The 14,877-nt window shown below is 59.5% G+C and carries 13 protein-coding genes; 4 read left to right on the top strand and 9 right to left on the bottom strand.

What is annotated here, in order from left to right; translation table 11 throughout:
- Nucleotides 1-63: 63 nt before the first annotated feature.
- The 5 genes from VL547_RS18230 to VL547_RS18210 are packed head-to-tail and all read right to left on the bottom strand — an operon-like array spanning nt 64 to nt 3,700.
- Nucleotides 64-771, bottom strand: coding sequence for a response regulator transcription factor (locus tag VL547_RS18230; protein ID WP_325580552.1), 708 nt, complete (start codon nt 769-771; stop codon nt 64-66).
- Nucleotides 772-776: 5 nt separating this feature from the next.
- A complete protein-coding gene (locus VL547_RS18225) occupies nt 777-1,733 on the bottom strand; it encodes a HAMP domain-containing sensor histidine kinase (RefSeq protein WP_325580550.1) in 957 nt (318 codons plus the stop codon).
- Nucleotides 1,733-2,203, bottom strand: coding sequence for a gliding motility lipoprotein GldH (locus VL547_RS18220; protein WP_325580548.1), 471 nt, complete (start codon nt 2,201-2,203; stop codon nt 1,733-1,735). The genes VL547_RS18225 and VL547_RS18220 overlap by 1 nt, the downstream gene beginning before the upstream one ends.
- Nucleotides 2,200-3,078, bottom strand: a complete 879-nt coding sequence (locus VL547_RS18215; RefSeq protein ID WP_325580546.1) for a YicC/YloC family endoribonuclease — start codon at nt 3,076-3,078, stop codon at nt 2,200-2,202. Before VL547_RS18215 ends, VL547_RS18220 begins: the two co-directional genes overlap by 4 nt.
- A 34-nt stretch (nt 3,079-3,112) precedes the next feature.
- On the bottom strand, nt 3,113-3,700 hold the full coding sequence (locus VL547_RS18210) for a pseudouridine synthase (RefSeq protein ID WP_325580544.1): 588 nt from the start codon (nt 3,698-3,700) through the stop codon (nt 3,113-3,115).
- Between the two features lie 221 nt (nt 3,701-3,921).
- Here VL547_RS18210 and VL547_RS18205 point away from each other — a divergent pair, with 221 nt between their 5' ends.
- Nucleotides 3,922-4,905 (top strand): UDP-3-O-(3-hydroxymyristoyl)glucosamine N-acyltransferase, encoded by a 984-nt coding sequence (locus VL547_RS18205; protein ID WP_325580542.1) that lies wholly within the window; start codon nt 3,922-3,924, stop codon nt 4,903-4,905.
- On the opposite strand, the gene VL547_RS18200 is transcribed toward VL547_RS18205, so the two are convergent.
- The 3 genes from VL547_RS18200 to pheS are packed head-to-tail and all read right to left on the bottom strand — an operon-like array spanning nt 4,853 to nt 7,701.
- Nucleotides 4,853-5,845: an NAD-dependent epimerase/dehydratase family protein gene (locus tag VL547_RS18200; RefSeq protein ID WP_325580540.1), complete on the bottom strand. Its 993-nt coding sequence runs from the start codon at nt 5,843-5,845 to the stop codon at nt 4,853-4,855. The two genes, VL547_RS18205 and VL547_RS18200, sit on opposite strands and share 53 nt — an antisense overlap.
- A gap of 12 nt (nt 5,846-5,857) precedes the next feature.
- The gene (locus VL547_RS18195; RefSeq protein WP_325580538.1) at nt 5,858-6,673 is read right to left on the bottom strand and encodes a 3-hydroxyacyl-CoA dehydrogenase family protein; all 816 of its coding nucleotides are present in this window, start codon (nt 6,671-6,673) and stop codon (nt 5,858-5,860) included.
- Nucleotides 6,673-7,701, bottom strand: coding sequence for a phenylalanine--tRNA ligase subunit alpha (gene pheS / locus VL547_RS18190; protein WP_325580536.1), 1,029 nt, complete (start codon nt 7,699-7,701; stop codon nt 6,673-6,675). The genes VL547_RS18195 and pheS overlap by 1 nt, the downstream gene beginning before the upstream one ends.
- A 38-nt stretch (nt 7,702-7,739) precedes the next feature.
- On the opposite strand from pheS, the gene VL547_RS18185 reads away from it, so the two are divergent.
- Together VL547_RS18185 and VL547_RS18180 are read left to right on the top strand one after the other, a co-directional pair.
- The gene (locus VL547_RS18185) at nt 7,740-8,864 is read left to right on the top strand and encodes a formimidoylglutamase (RefSeq protein WP_325580534.1); all 1,125 of its coding nucleotides are present in this window, start codon (nt 7,740-7,742) and stop codon (nt 8,862-8,864) included.
- A gap of 80 nt (nt 8,865-8,944) precedes the next feature.
- Nucleotides 8,945-9,898: a hypothetical protein gene (locus VL547_RS18180; protein ID WP_325580531.1), complete on the top strand. Its 954-nt coding sequence runs from the start codon at nt 8,945-8,947 to the stop codon at nt 9,896-9,898.
- A 47-nt stretch (nt 9,899-9,945) separates the two neighbouring features.
- Here VL547_RS18180 and mutL read toward each other — a convergent pair whose 3' ends face one another.
- Nucleotides 9,946-11,802: a DNA mismatch repair endonuclease MutL gene (mutL, locus tag VL547_RS18175; RefSeq protein ID WP_325580529.1), complete on the bottom strand. Its 1,857-nt coding sequence runs from the start codon at nt 11,800-11,802 to the stop codon at nt 9,946-9,948.
- Nucleotides 11,803-11,841: 39 nt separating this feature from the next.
- Here mutL and VL547_RS18170 point away from each other — a divergent pair, with 39 nt between their 5' ends.
- Entirely contained in the window at nt 11,842-14,754 is a 2,913-nt protein-coding gene (locus tag VL547_RS18170; RefSeq protein WP_325580525.1) for a glycoside hydrolase family 3 N-terminal domain-containing protein, read from the top strand.
- Nucleotides 14,755-14,877 lie beyond the last annotated feature (123 nt).

The raw sequence follows: 14,877 nt of genomic DNA, 5'->3' as shown, positions 1-14,877 counted from the left end.
AACAGGGGAAAAGAGGCACCCCACCCCACCTCGTGGGCTCAATGGGCATGCAATGGCAAATTTCTAATCCGTGAACTTGTACCCCACGCCTCGCGCGGAGTGGAAGTGTTGCGGATTGCGGGAATCCGCCTCGAAGTATTTCCGGAAATTGAGGATGAAATTATCGATGGTCCGCGTCGTCGGGTACACATTGTAACCCCAGACCGCCTGGAGGATCTTTTCCCGTGTCACGACCTCGTTCCTGTTTTCAATAAGCAAGCGAAGGAGCATCGTCTCTTTTTTGGACAGGGTTAGCTTTTCACCCTTGAAATTGGTGGCTTCCTGGGCTTTGAAGTCGACCACATTCTTGCCAAAGGTTACCACGGCGGGGAGGCTGCCCTTTTCCTGCAGTTTCTTGTTCTTTTCGATCATCTTCTGGACCCGCAGTAACAGCTCCTCGAGGTTAAAGGGCTTGGTTATGTAGTCGTCCGCGCCCTTTTTGAGCCCCAGTACCTTGTCGGCGGTGGTGTTCCGCGCGCTCACCATCAGGATAGGGACGTCGTTGTTTTGCAAACGGATCGTCTCGGCCACGCTGATCCCATCCAGCTCCGGCAGCATGACGTCCAGTACGACCAGGTCGAAGTATTCGCTTTCGATGGCCTTTAGCGCGCCGGTCCCGCTGGCCGCGGTGGTGACCTCGTATCCTTCAAGCTCCAGGTTGAGCTTCAATGCGTCCTGTAGGTTTTCTTCATCTTCCACCAGGAGGATGGACCCGTTAGAATTCCCTGCCATGGGTTTCAAGTATAAAAAGTGATCGAAAAAACGCTTCCCCTGGGCTCGTTATCCGCGACCGTTATCTGGCCGCGGTGCTTGCGAATGATCGCCCTGCTGAGGTAGAGCCCAAGGCCGGTGCCCTTCGTTTTCCGGGTCTGTTCGTTGCCAACCCGGTAAAACTTACGAAAAATCAGGGACTTTTCGTCTTCGGGTATGCCATCACCCAGGTCGGCCACCGTGAGGCGGACCGGCTTCCCGGCGGTGGCCGACAAGTCGACGCGTACGGGGCTGTCTTTGGGAGAGTACTTCAGAGCGTTTTCAATAAGGTTGTTGATCGCCAGCTCCAGCAGCAGGGGATCGCCTTTCAACTCGATCTCCGGACCGATCGAGGCGTTCAGGCGGCCCGGAAACCGGCCATCGAAGTTGTGTATGATCTGCTCTGCGAGCCCGGACAGGGAAATGGTTTCCCCGACGGGCAGGTACCGGCCTTCTTCCAGCTGGGCAGCCAGCAGGATATTGTTGGACAACTGGTTGAGCCGGTCCGTTTCGGCCAGGGCGTTCTGGATGAGCTTTGCCTGCTGCTCCGGTTCGAGCTTTCTCTTGGCGAGCGTCTCCAGGCTCAGCTTGGCCACCGCGATCGGGGTTTTGAGCTCGTGGGTCACCGCCATCATAAAGTTCTGTTGTTGATGGGACAACCGCATCTCCCTGCGGACAACCCGGTATACATAAAAGGCGCCCACGAACAGGACCGCCAGGAAGACGCAGCCTTCTCCCAAATAGCTCAGGGCGCGCATATGCGCCTCCCGGTAGACGACGTCCGCGGCCGCCGATGCGTGGCGGAGCTCGTATTGCGCGATCCGCTCGTTTTGCCGGCCCAGCTCGATAAACCACCAGAGGGTCTCTGCCAGGATGTACAACAGCAAGAGCCAGTACACGACGTTGACTATCAGTAGCCTGTATCGTCTGTAGGCGGCACGCATCAGGGCGCTTTTTCCACACGCAGGCCTATGTCGAGGACGCCCTTCAGGACATTATCGCGCATGTCCTGCTCGAACGTCACCGTGTAGGGGCCCGGGCGATTGAAGTGGATATTTTTGAAAAGAGGTATCCGCTGCTCCCATATGTCATCCATCCCCGTCCCATACCAGCGGCCGTTGTTGTCCTGGAGGGTCAGCTCGAACCGGTCCCTGCGGGCCACGGTATCACCGGGCCGTTGAAAAGCGATAAAGAGCCAGATGTTCTTGTATGCGTAGCTATCGGTGTGCCGGCAAACGACGGAGACGTTATAAAGGGAGGCGGTGTCCGTTATATTGAAGTTGACCGACGGCTTCGCGGTGTACGCCCATGCCCCGCCCTTGATGGGAATATTCTGCTCGAAGGCGTCCAGGCTGGGCGCTTTACAGGCGGCAAAAAGGATCAGGGTAAGGAATGACGCAAAACGGAGGGTCATAAAACGTTTAGGATTTGTTCTTTGGCTTTTTCCAGCTCATCCTTCATCAGTACCACGCACTTCTGGATGGTCGAATCGTATGCCTTGGAACCGGTCGTGTTGATCTCCCGGCCGATTTCCTGCAGGATGAACGATAGCTTTTTCCCCTTGGATATTTCCCCATCCTCCAGGATGATCGAGCGGAAATAATCGCAATGGTTCTTCAACCGTACCTGCTCTTCGGATATATCCATCTTCTCGATGTAGTAGATCAGCTCCTGCTCCAACCGGTTGGCGTCGAAATTACCGGCGCCCACATGCTCCTCGAGCAGCTTGAGCAGCCCTTCCCGGGTTTTTTGCTTGCGCAAGGGCTCCAGCTCGATGACCTTGTCCTGTTGTACCCGGATGGCATCCACGCGCGCCAGCAAGTCCCGTTCAAGGACCGCACCTTCGTCCATCCGGTGCCGGTCGAGGTCGATGACGGCGTCCCCCACGACCTTTTTCAACCCTTCCCATTCCGCCTCGGTAAGGACCTCGGTGGACGGTGTAATGACATCGGGCAGCTTCAATAGCGCGCTGAGGGTATAGGCGGTATCCAGGTTCAATTCGGTGGCCAGGGACTCCAGGGGCTTGAAATAGGACTTGGCCAGCTCGGTATTGATCGTAACCGGCTTGCTGCCGCCGTTTTGCTTTAGGAAGATCTGACAGTCGATGGTGCCCCTGAGCAGTCGCTCGGAAAGGATGTTCCGGATGTCGAACTCGAAGGGCTTCAGGATGGCGGGCATCTTGAGTTGCAATTCAAACTGCTTGCCATTCAGGGAGCGGATGTCGATCAGGAAGGTTTTGTCCCCGATGCTCTGTTCCGTCCTTCCAAAGCCTGTCATCGATTTCAACATAGTCGCGTACTTTGATGCAATATACCACAATTCATCATCCGAATAGCTTTTCGTACAGCGTCCGCCGGGGCACCGATACGCAGTCACCCGGCGCCAACCCGTCAAGCCGCACTTCCGCGATCCGGTACCGGATCAGCCGCAGCGTGGGGAATCCTACTGCGGCGGTCATCCGCCGCACCTGGCGGTTCTTCCCTTCCCTCAGCGTAAGGGAGACCCAACTGGTCGGGATGTTTTGCCTGAAGCGTATAGGCGGCACCCGGGGCGGAACGGGCGGCTCCATATCGAAAGCCATCGCCTTGCCCGGTTTAGTCCTGTAAGGTTTGCCGTCCAGCGAGATCACCGGTCCATCTGCGAGCGCCCGTATCGCTTGCGTGGTGATGGCGCCCTCTACCTGAACCCAGTATTCCCGCTCGTGCCCGAATGACGGATCGAGTAGCCGGTGGTTCAACGATGGGTCATTGGACAGTACCAGTAGCCCTTCGCTGTCGTAGTCCAACCGCCCTACGGGGTAAACATCGGTTGGGACCTTACAGACATCCGCGAGGGTCTTTTTGCCTTCCGAGGGGGAAAACTGCGTGAGCACCTGGAAGGGTTTGTAGAGGATGAAATACTGATGGAGCATGGGTTTGCGCAGACTTGACGCTTAGGGAAAATAAAGAACCCGGCCGAGGCCGGGTTCTTTTCGAATGGGTTAGTAAGTACCGGGATAAAAATTCCCAACACAATATTAAAAAGAATTTTTTCTACCAAGAACATTTTTATCAAAAAATTATTCACAATTTTTTTGACCCTGTGGAAAAGGCGCATGCGGCTCACGCTACCTTTGGGTGAAATTTTGCAGGCATGAAATTTCCATCTCCTGTTTCCGTACAATGGATCGCATCTTTTATTGGAGCCGAGGTAATCGGCAATGAGCAAGGGTTTGCGACAGGTATTAACGAGCTGCACAAGGTGGAGCCGGGCGACCTGGCCTTTGTCGATCATCCGAAATACTACGCCAAGAGCATTCATTCCGCGGCCTCTTTCATCATCATCAACCAACGGGCGGAGGTACCCCCCGGCAAGGCCCTCCTGGTCGTTCAGGAACCTTTCGAGGCCTACCTTTCCATCGTCCGCCACTTCCGCCCCTTCGAGCCCGCCGACCGTCCCGTCAGCGACAGCGCGGTCATCGGAAAGGGTACCGTGATCATGCCCAACGTCTTTATCGGGAACCACGTCACGATCGGTGAAAACTGTCTGATACACCCCGGTGTTTCGATCTACGATCATGTGGAAATCGGCGACAATGTGGTCGTTGGCGCCGGTACGGTGATCGGCGGAGACGCTTTTTACTTCAACAAAAAAACCAACCGGGACGTCTGGTACAAAAAGATGGACAGCTGCGGTCGCGTGCTTGTCCATTCCGACGTGGAGATTGGTTGCGGATGCACGATCGACCGGGGCGTAAGCCACGATACCGTAATAGGCCGGGGCACCAAGATGGACAACATGGTGCACATCGGCCACGACGTCGTGATCGGCAGGAATTGCCTGCTGGCCGCCCAGGTCGGTGTAGCGGGCGCCACTACCATCGGCGACGGCGTGACGTTATGGGGCCAGGTAGGCGTCAGCAAGACGCTGACCATCGGGGATAACGCGGTCGTTTTTGCGCAAAGCGGCGTCGCGGGGAGTCTGGCAGGCAACGAAGCCTATTTTGGATCGCCCGCCAGCCAGGCGGGGAGCGCCATGAAACAGCTCGTATGGGTCAAGCGGATCCCCGAGCTCTGGGAAAAAGTCATGCGACTGGAACGTAGCGCACCTTCAGCGCCTCCACGTGATAACGGATAGCCTCTTCCAGGGGCGTGAACCGGAACCCCGGTAGCGCCTCCTGGATCTTGCGGCTGTCGAAGCGGGTGACTGCCTGGGCGGTGCGGGCCGTTTCCCGGGTGACGAGCGGCTCTTTTCCCGTAAACAGGCTTTTGATCTTTTCCATGCGCCATACGACTTCTCCCAGGAAGGGCGTAACCGCCTTGTGAGGACTCCGGCGGCCAAACGCCGTCGCCATTGCCGTAAACAATTGCCGGTAGGTCCAGTTGTCCCCGCTCAGCAGGTAACGCTCCGATTGCAGGGGACTGTTCATCAGGGCGACCATGGCACGGGCGACGTCCCGCACGTCCACGAAGCCGCTGACGCCCTCGGTATACCAGGGGAACTCATCATAGGCCGACTTGAAGAGCCCCGCCGATCCTTTTTCCCAGTCACCGGCGCCAAGGACGATCGTCGGGTTGACGATAACTGCTTGTAGTCCCTCGGCTATTCCCCTCCATACCTCCATCTCGGCGTAGTACTTGCTGAGACCGTACCGGGAGTTGTTGGTCTCCTCGGTCCATTGGGTGGACTCGTCGATCGGTGCGTCCTGGCGCAACCGTCCGAGGGCCGACACCGAACTGACGTAAACCATCTTCCGGACTTGTCTGGTCAGTGCCGCATTGACGACATTGGCCGTACCCTCGGTGTTGACCTTTAGGAGGGTATCGGCTGTCTTGGGACTGAAGCTGACTATGGCGGCGCAGTGGTACAGCTGTGTCACACCCGTCATCGCGTCTTCCAGCGACACCACGTCCAGGAGGTCGCCCTGTACCCATTCCACGCGTTCGCATTCGGTCCTGCTTAATACAAAGCCATCATACGGGCGGCGGTACAATGCCCTGACCGGCGTCCCCTCGTCCAAAAGGGTTTTGATCAGATAGCTGCCGACGAGGCCGGTCCCACCGGTGACGAGTACCATGTTGTGTGTGATTTAGTTGGCGTATGTGTAATATCCTTTACCGGTTTTACGCCCCAGGTCGCCCCGGGCGACCGTGTCTTCCTGTAGTCGCGAGGGCGTGAAACGCGGGGCCTTGCCCGAGGCCTCGAAGAGCGACCGGGTGACCGCCAGGTTGATGTCGTTGCCGATCAGGTCCATCAGCCGGAATGGCCCCATGCGGAAGCCCGTGGCTTCGCAGATGCGGTCGATGGCGTCGTAAGCGCCTTCGCCAGCTTCTGCCAGCTGCGATGCTTCCGCGAGACGCAGCGCCTCCAGGTAGAAGGGCCGGGCCACACGGTTAACGATAAAGCCTGGGGCGTCCTTGCATACTACCGGCGTTTTTTCCCATCCGCTGACCAGTTCTTGCAGCGCTTCCGCGACCGCGGCGTCCGTTTTCGTGCCGCGCACCACCTCCACAAGTTTCATGACGGGCGCCGGATTGAAGAAATGCAGGCCCGCGACCCGTCCCGGATTGGGCAGGGCGTCCTGCAAGGCGTCGATCGACAGCGATGAGGTATTCGAGGCCAGGATGGTGCCGTCATGGACCGCCATCGATTGCAGGAGACCGATTTTGGCGTCCAGGCGTTCCACGATCGCTTCGATGACGAGGTCGGCCTTTTCGGCCGGGATTGTATTCGTGTAGTGCACCGGCGCGCCGGGAAGGCGCTTTTCGATCGATGCGCGTGCACGCTCCAGTGCTGATGCTTCCCGGTCAAACAAATAGGTATCGTGTCCGTAACGGGCCGCCAGCTGGGCAATACCGCTGCCCATGGTGCCGGCTCCGCAAACGATGATCGTGTGGATGGCCATCAGGTCCCGCTTGTGAATTGCTGTAGAAAGCGCAGGTCGTTCTGGGCATAGAGCCGCAGGTCGTTGACCCGGTAGTTCAGCTGCGCGATGCGTTCCACCCCCATACCAAAGGCAAAGCCGGTGTATACCTCCGGGTCGATGCCCAGGTTGGTCAGTAGCTGTGGATGTACCATCCCGCAGCCCAGGATTTCCACCCAGCCCGTATGCTTACAGAGGGAGCACCCCTGACCGCCACAAACGGTACAGCTGATGTCCATTTCCGCGCTCGGTTCGGTAAAAGGGAAATAGGAAGGCCGGAAGCGGACCCGCGTGTGCTGGCCGAACATCTCCCGGACGAAGAAATAGAGGGTTTGCTTCAGGTCCGCGAAAGACACGTCCTTGTCGACGTACAACCCCTCCACCTGGTGAAAAAAACAATTCGCCCTGGCGGACACGGTCTCATTCCGGTATACCCGCCCGGGGCAGATGATGCGCACCGGCAGCGGAGTCGTTTCCAACACCCTGGCCTGCACCGATGAGGTATGCGTACGAAGCACCCAGTCAGGGTTGCGCTGCACGTAGAAGGTATCCTGCATATCCCTGGCCGGGTGGTTTTCCGGCATATTCAGGGCGGTAAAATTGTGCCAGTCGTCTTCGATCTCCGGTCCTTCGGCCACGGCAAAACCCAGCCGCTGGTATATGGAGACGATCCGGTTGCGGACAAGGCTCAGGGGGTGACGGGTACCCGGCGTCAGCGCGTCTCCCGGGAGGGTCAGGTCGATGGCGGGACCTTCGGTCCGCGCCGCGGCCGTTAGCCCTTTGTGGTCCTCGTACTTGGCCTCCGCCAGTTGTTTGAAGTCGTTCAACACCTGTCCGAAGGAGCGCTTATCCTCCACCGGGACGTTCTTCATTTCGCCAAACAGAGCCTTGACCACGCCTTTGGTGCCCAAAAAACGAATGCGGTAATTCTCCAGGTCCTCCGCCGACGCTATCACCCACTGGTCGATCTCCTTCCTGTACTGGTCAATTTGTTGCAACACCTGTTCCATGGAACGAAGATACTATCTTTGCCGTCAAAGTACCGCCTATGTCCCTCCAAGACTTTCTGCAACCCGTCAGCACCTACGAGCTCAGTAACGACCGGGGTTTTTCCGACGGGCAGATCGGTTGTCACGTTACGATATGGGATGGGCCGGACCCCGATACCGATACGGCCGACGTGGTGTTGCTGGGTGTCGCCGAGGAACGTGGAGCGGGTCGCCGAGATGGCGAATCGGGCGGTCCCGACAAGGTCAGGGAGCACTTCTATTCCTCCTACTACTGGCACCCCGAAGTCCGCATGGCCGACGCCGGTAACGTCCGCCGGGGCGCCACCCTGCACGATACCTACGCCGCCCTCCGGCACGTGGTCCAGGAGCTTACTACCGCGGGCAAGACCGTCATCATACTAGGCGGCAGTCATGACCTCACCCTGGGTCAATATCAGGCCTACCGCGAGCGCAAACAACTCATAGAGGTCACGTGTGTCGACGCTTTGATCGACCTCAACACCGACTCGCCGCTCAAGCAGGACAACTTCCTGCTGGGCATGCTCACCGAAGACCCGAACTACATCCGGCACTATAACCACGTCGGTTTTCAAAGCTACTACGTCCATCCCCGTATGCTCGAAACCCTCGACAAGCTGCACTTCGACTGCTATCGCGTCGGCAAGGTGCGGGAGCAGCTGGAGGAAATGGAACCCGTCATCCGGCATTCCGACCTCGTCACCATCGACATATGCGCCATGGCCAACGGCTCGGCGCCCGCCGCCCGTGTCAGTCCCAACGGTTTTAACGGAGAGGATATGTGCCAGCTCAGCCGCTACGCCGGTCTGAGCAGCCGGCTCAGCACCTTTGGCATTTACGGCTACAGGCCGTCGCTGGACAGGGACGACCTCACCGCCCGCCAGATCGCGCAAATGCTTTGGTATTTCGTGGACGGTCGTGCCAAGAGCCTACAGGAAGCCCCGCTCGACGACCGGGATCATTACAACGAGTTCCATACCGTTTTTGGCGAAATCGAGAGCACCTTCCTCCAGAGCAAACGAACCGGCCGCTGGTGGATGCAGCTCCCCGACCACAGCTATATCGCCTGCAGTTATACGGACTATGTGAAGGCCAGCCACAACGACATACCAGAGCGGTGGTTCCGCGCGCAGGAGCGCGGGTGAGGTTGCGGCGGGTCGGCGCCCCCTCGGGTGAGGTTGCGGCGCGCTTTTTGCAAGCCATTTTCGCCATAAATTGTTAACCCATGCGCGTCGTACTCCTCTTGTTGTGTTTTTGCAACTTCGCTTTTGCCCGTGCCCAGGGTCCTACCGGCTATTGGCTGAGCCAGGATAAGACCGGCTTTTTCGAGGGCCTCGAAAGCGTCGAAATGCGCGTCGACCCATCCGGCAGCGGCTATAGCGGGAGCGTCTACTATCTCTGGGAGCACGGCATCTACTACCAGGCCGTAAGTCTCGAAGGAAAGCTCCTTCCCGGGGACTCCATCGAGCTCAGGGAGATCGCGCTCGTCGCCAACCGCAACGGCGTCTTCCCCAACGACTGCCGGGGAATCTTCCGTCTCCACTACTCCCGGGACGACGGGCGCGAATACCTGACCGGTCTCTGGCGAAAGCCGGCCGGCAGCAAGGCCCGCTGCGCCGACACCCGCGTGACCTTCTACCGCGATATTCCGCCGGACGCGGCCTGGGCGCGCCGTCCGGTGGGTGGGGCTGCTACGCGTAAGACGCGCGTGCCGGTATCGGCGCCCACACCCGCGACCGCTCCCCTGCCCGCGCCGGTCGTCGCCGCGGCCAAGCCCGCCGCGCCTATTGCCGCCCCCCCGGTCAACGAAGACTCCGTTCGTTTCGCCACCTTCAAGTCCCGCCGCGATTCCGTGGAGCTCATCGTCAACCACCATTCCGACAGCGCCCGCGTCGAGCTGTACGACAACGGGCTCGTCGACCACGACCGCGTGTCGTTGTTCCTTGGAGATAGCCTGATCTTGCGGAATTACGAGCTGCTGGCGACCGTCCACACGTTCACGTTGCACCTCGACCATCCCCTCCGCGAGCAGATCCTTTCCCTTTTTGCCGAGAACCTGGGCGATATCCCCCCCAACACGGCGTTGATGGTGATCTATATCGATGACCAGCGCGTGGAGGTCCGGCTGTCGGCGGACTTGATTACGAATGCTAAGGTGGTCTTCCGGCGGTTGCCGTGACCCGCGCCGCGTTTGCGCCGTGACCGGCGCCGCGCCCATACCGTGACTTAGTGCGAGAAAAGTTTGGCCAATGATTCGTGATCGAGCACCGCATAGACGGGCTGCCCGAAGGGCGAGACATTGGAGGCCGTCGCCGTCAATAAATCGGACGCGAGCGCCCGCATCTCGGACGGGGAGAGGAACGACCCCGCCTTGACGGCCTGCTGGCGCGCCAATCCGCGGATGAGCTTCTCGCGGGGCGTGATCTGGAGGGACCCGGTGGAGTGTTTGAACTGTTCGAGGACCTGCTCGATGACGCGGCGCTCGGAGCCGGGCTCGAGGTCCGCGGGCGTGCCCTGGATGGCGAAGGTGTCCTTGCCGAAGGGCTCGATCTGGTACCCCAGTTGGGCGAGGTCCGTCAGAAGGGCGTCGAGCAACACGCTATCGGCCGGGGACAACGGCAGGACCGAGGGGAAGAGGCAGCGCTGGCTCGCAAGGGCCTTCCCTTTAATGGCCTGCGCAAAACGCTCATACAAAACCCGCTCGTGGGCCGCCTGCTGGTGGATCAGCAGCAGCCCCCCGGGGTGGGAAACGAGGATATACGTCCGGAGGATCTGCAGGTACTGGCCGTCGCTTTCGGGCAAGTCGCGCAGACCGGGGAGCGCGAGCTCCTGCAGCGCGTGGGTGATGGGCCTGAATGGCTCGGCAGTGGGTTCGGAGACCTCGGTGGATGGGGCCTCGGGTGACGGGGTGAAAAAGTCTTTCCAATCCTTGAGCTCCGTTTTCTCGATCTTATGCGCCTGGTGCTGCCGGCTGAACGTCTGGTAGAGGGACGAGTCGGTGGCGGCGGTTCTCTCCCGGTCGGTAAAGGGCTTGGAGACCGCGTCGAGCTGCTGTATCGAGGCGTCGAGGTCGAAGTCGAGGGTGGGGGTGATGCTGAACTGGGCCAGCGCGTGCTTGACGGCGGCCTGTACGAAGGCATACACGATCTTTTCATCCCCGAATTTGATCTCCTGTTTGGTCGGATGCACATTCACGTCCAGCTCGGCCGGGTCGATGTCGATGAACAGTGCATAGGCGGGGAAGCTGTCCGCGGGGATGAGTTCCTGGTAGGCGCTCATCACGGCGTGGTTAAGGTAGGCGCTTTTGATAAAGCGGTTGTTGACAAAGAAATACTGGTCCCCGCGCGTCTTCTTGGCCGTGTCCGGTTTCCCCGCAAAGCCATAGATGTTGAGGTAGTCGGTGTTCTCCTGGACGGGGATGAGCCGGGCGTTATAGCCATTGCCGAGGAGCTGGACGAGGCGCTGTTTGAGCGAGCCCTTTTCCAGGTGGAACATTTCCTGCCCGCCCACGGTGAGCGAGAAGAATATGTCCGGGAAAGCCAGCGCGATCCGCATGAACTCTTCCACGATGTGCCGCATCTCGGAGGCGTTGCTCTTGAGGAAATTCCGGCGGGCGGGCACGTTGAAGAACAGGTTTTTCATCGCCACGCTGGTACCCCTGGCCATGGCTACGGGTTCCTCTTTCCGGAAGGTGGAATTGTCGATTTCGATGCAGGTGCCCCATTCATCTTGTTCACGACGGGTCTTTAACACGACCTCCGATACGGCCGCGATCGACGCGAGCGCCTCGCCCCGGAAACCCATGGTGCGGATGTGGAACAGGTCGTCGATGCTGGATATCTTGGAGGTGGCGTGTCGCTGAAAACTGGCGCGGGCGTCGGTCGCGCTCATGCCAGTGCCGTTGTCGGTCACCTGTACCAGGGCCTTGCCCGCGTCCTGGATGACGACGCGGACGTCGGTGGCGCCGGCGTCGATCGCATTCTCCATGAGCTCCTTGACCGCGCTGGAAGGGCGTTGGACGACCTCTCCCGCCGCGATCTGATTGGCAATGCCTTCCGGTAACAGATGAATGATGTCGGACAAATCTTTTAATTTACGGTGTAAAACTACTTATAAGTTCCGATGATAAGACTACTCTGTGCGACGGCTTTTTCCCTTCTTTTACAAGCAACCCTTGAAGCACAGGCGAATGTAAACGCCAGGCGGTGGGCAGACAGCGTCCTTGCCACCCTCAGCCAGAAGGACAAGATCGCACAGCTGATCATCGTTCGCGCGTCGGACCCCAGCCGGTATTACACGGCCGAAACCGAAAACGCGATCCGGAACCGCCACATCGGGGGCCTGTGTTTCTTCCAGGGCGGCCCTGTGCGGCAGGCGCTGCTGACGGATGAATTTCAGCATTTGAGCGCGATCCCCCTCCTGATAACCCAGGATGCCGAATGGGGTCTGGGGATGCGGCTCGACAGCGTCACCTCGTTACCGCACCAGTTGATGCTCGGCGCCGTGAGGAACGATTCCCTCGTCAGCCGGGTCGCCGGCCAGATCGGCAGACAGTGCCGTCGCCTGGGGGTAACCATGGACCTGGCTCCCGACATCGACGTCAACAACAACCCAGATAACCCCGTTATCAACGACCGCTCCTTCGGCGAAAACAAATATACCGTCGCCCGGTATGGCGCGCTCTATGCCCGCGCGCTCGAAGGCCAGGGCGTCATGGCCTGCGCCAAGCACTTCCCGGGTCACGGCGACACGCGGACGGACTCCCACCTCGACCTGCCCGTCATCGATAAGTCCCGGGCGTCGCTCGATACCCTGGAGCTATATCCCTTCAAAACACTCGTGCAGGACACCATAACCAGCGTGATGGTGGGGCACTTGTATATCCCCGCCCTCGACAACCGGGAGCATCGCCCGACATCCCTTTCGGACAGCGCCATCGGGTTGTTGCGTAACGATTGGGGCTACCGGGGTCTGGTCATGACCGACGCGCTCGGTATGCAGGGCGTGGCAAAGTTTTTTCCGAACGGAGACGCCTCCGTGGAAGCGCTGCGCGCGGGCAACGATTTGCTGTGTCTGCCACCCGATATAGACGCCACGATCAAGTCGGTACGCAAGGCCGTCCGCAAACATCGCCTCAGCCAGTCTGACCTCGACGAAAAGGTCAGGAAGGTATTGATGGCCAAATACACTTACATCGGTACGACGATCAATCCCATCGACACGAACCGCCTCACGGATGACCTGAACAGCGGAACGGATGCGCTTCGACGGGACGTCGCCCTTTCCGCCCTCACCCTGCTTCGCCGCCGGGACCCAAGGATGTTCCCGTTGTTCAACCGCCCCGACAGCGCTTTTCACGTGGCATACCTGGGTATCGGGCAGGATAGCGACAACACTTTCTCCCGCGGCCTGCAGGACGCTTACCGGGCCGACGCCTACTTCCTGCCCTATGGCGAAGACGGGCAGCGGGTGCCCGCTTTGCTGCGATCCCTGCGGGAGAAATACGGCGCGGTCGTCATCGGCGTCCATGGCGTCAGCCGTCGCCCGCAAGGGCATTACGGCCTCAGCACAGCGGCCCTTTCCCTCCTGGACAGCCTGCAATCCGACGCAGGCGCGGTCACCTTCGTGTTTGGAAATCCCTATGCTATCCGCTATTTTTCCACTATGCGCAACCTCGTTGCCTGTTACGAAGACGACTCCCTGACCCAAGGCGTAGCCCTGGATATGTTGAGTGGCAGGAAGGACCCGGAAGGGGTGCTTCCGGTCAGCATCGGTGACGCGTTTCCGGCCGGAGCCGGTATACAACCGCCGCCGCCCGGCGCCGCGCTCATGCCCGCCGCCCGGCCTGAAGACGTCGGATTGAAAAGCGACAGGCTGATGGTCATCGACTCGATCGCTGAAGACGCCATCGCCCACCACGCCACGCCGGGTTGTGTCGTCCTGGTCGCGCGGAACGGGAAGATCGTGTGGGATAAGGCGTATGGTTTCATGACCTACGATAAGAAAGAACCGGTGCGGGCCGACGACCTCTACGACCTGGCGTCGGTGACCAAGATTTGCGCCACGACCGTATCGGTGATGAAGCTCTACGACGAAGGGAAAATCGACCTCGGCAAGACCCTGGGCGACTACCTGCCCTGGCTGAAGGGCACGGACAAGGAAGGACTGCCTCTCAAGGACGTGATGCTGCACCAAGCGGGTCTCCAGGCCTCCACGCTGTTCTACAAGGGCGTCACCACCAAGGAGGGCGAGCCGTTGCCCGAGTGGTTCCGGCGTCGGCCCGAACCCGGTTTCGAGGTACGCGTCGCCGAAGGGTTGTACCTGAAGAATGCCTACCTGGACAGCATGTACAAACAGATCGCCGCCAGTCCGCTGGGGCCGTTTGGAAAATACGTGTACAGCGATAACGACTTCATCCTGATGGGAAAGATCGTGGAAGCCGTCAGCGGCATGACCCTCGATCAGTACGCCCGTAAGAACTTCTACGAACCCCTCGGTATGACCACCACCGGTTTTCACCCGCGCGACCGTTTCCCCCTTTCCATGATCGCGCCCACGGCCGAGGAAGTCAAATTCCGTCACCAGCTCCTCCATGGCGACGTCCACGACCCCGGCGCCGCCCTCTTCGGCGGCGTCTCCGGTCACGCCGGCCTCTTCAGCGACGCTTACGACCTGTCGGTCCTCTTGCAAATGCTGTTGAACTACGGCGAAATGAACGGGGTCCGCTATATCCGCGACAGCACCGTGCGGTTCTTTACCGACTATCACAGCCCGATCAGCCGTCGCGGCTACGGTTTCGACAAACCCGAAAAAGACAACGCCGTCCGGCTGGACCCCTACCCATGCGCCTCCGCCTCACCCCGTACCTTCGGGCACACCGGTTTCACCGGCACCTGCATATGGGTAGACCCGGTCTATAACCTAGTGTTCGTATTTCTCTCCAATAGGGTGAATCCTAACGAAACCAATAACCTGCTGTCCCACCTGAACGTCCGCTCCAACATCCAGGAAGCGATCTATCGCGCGATGCAATAAGCGGCTCTCGGCCATCTTTCTGGTTGCCGGCTTCACGTACTGCCCCCGTTCTGACTTTTCGCCTGCGGCCCCGTGTCGTGGGGTGGGGTGCCTCTTTTACCCCGTTTTGCGAAACGTTTCGCA

The sequence above is a fragment of the Dinghuibacter sp. genome (assembly GCF_035492835.1).
GTDB lineage: Bacteria > Bacteroidota > Bacteroidia > Chitinophagales > Chitinophagaceae > Dinghuibacter.
The sequence above is the reverse complement of the archived record's forward strand: the minus strand, read 5'-3'. Positions and strand labels throughout refer to the sequence as shown.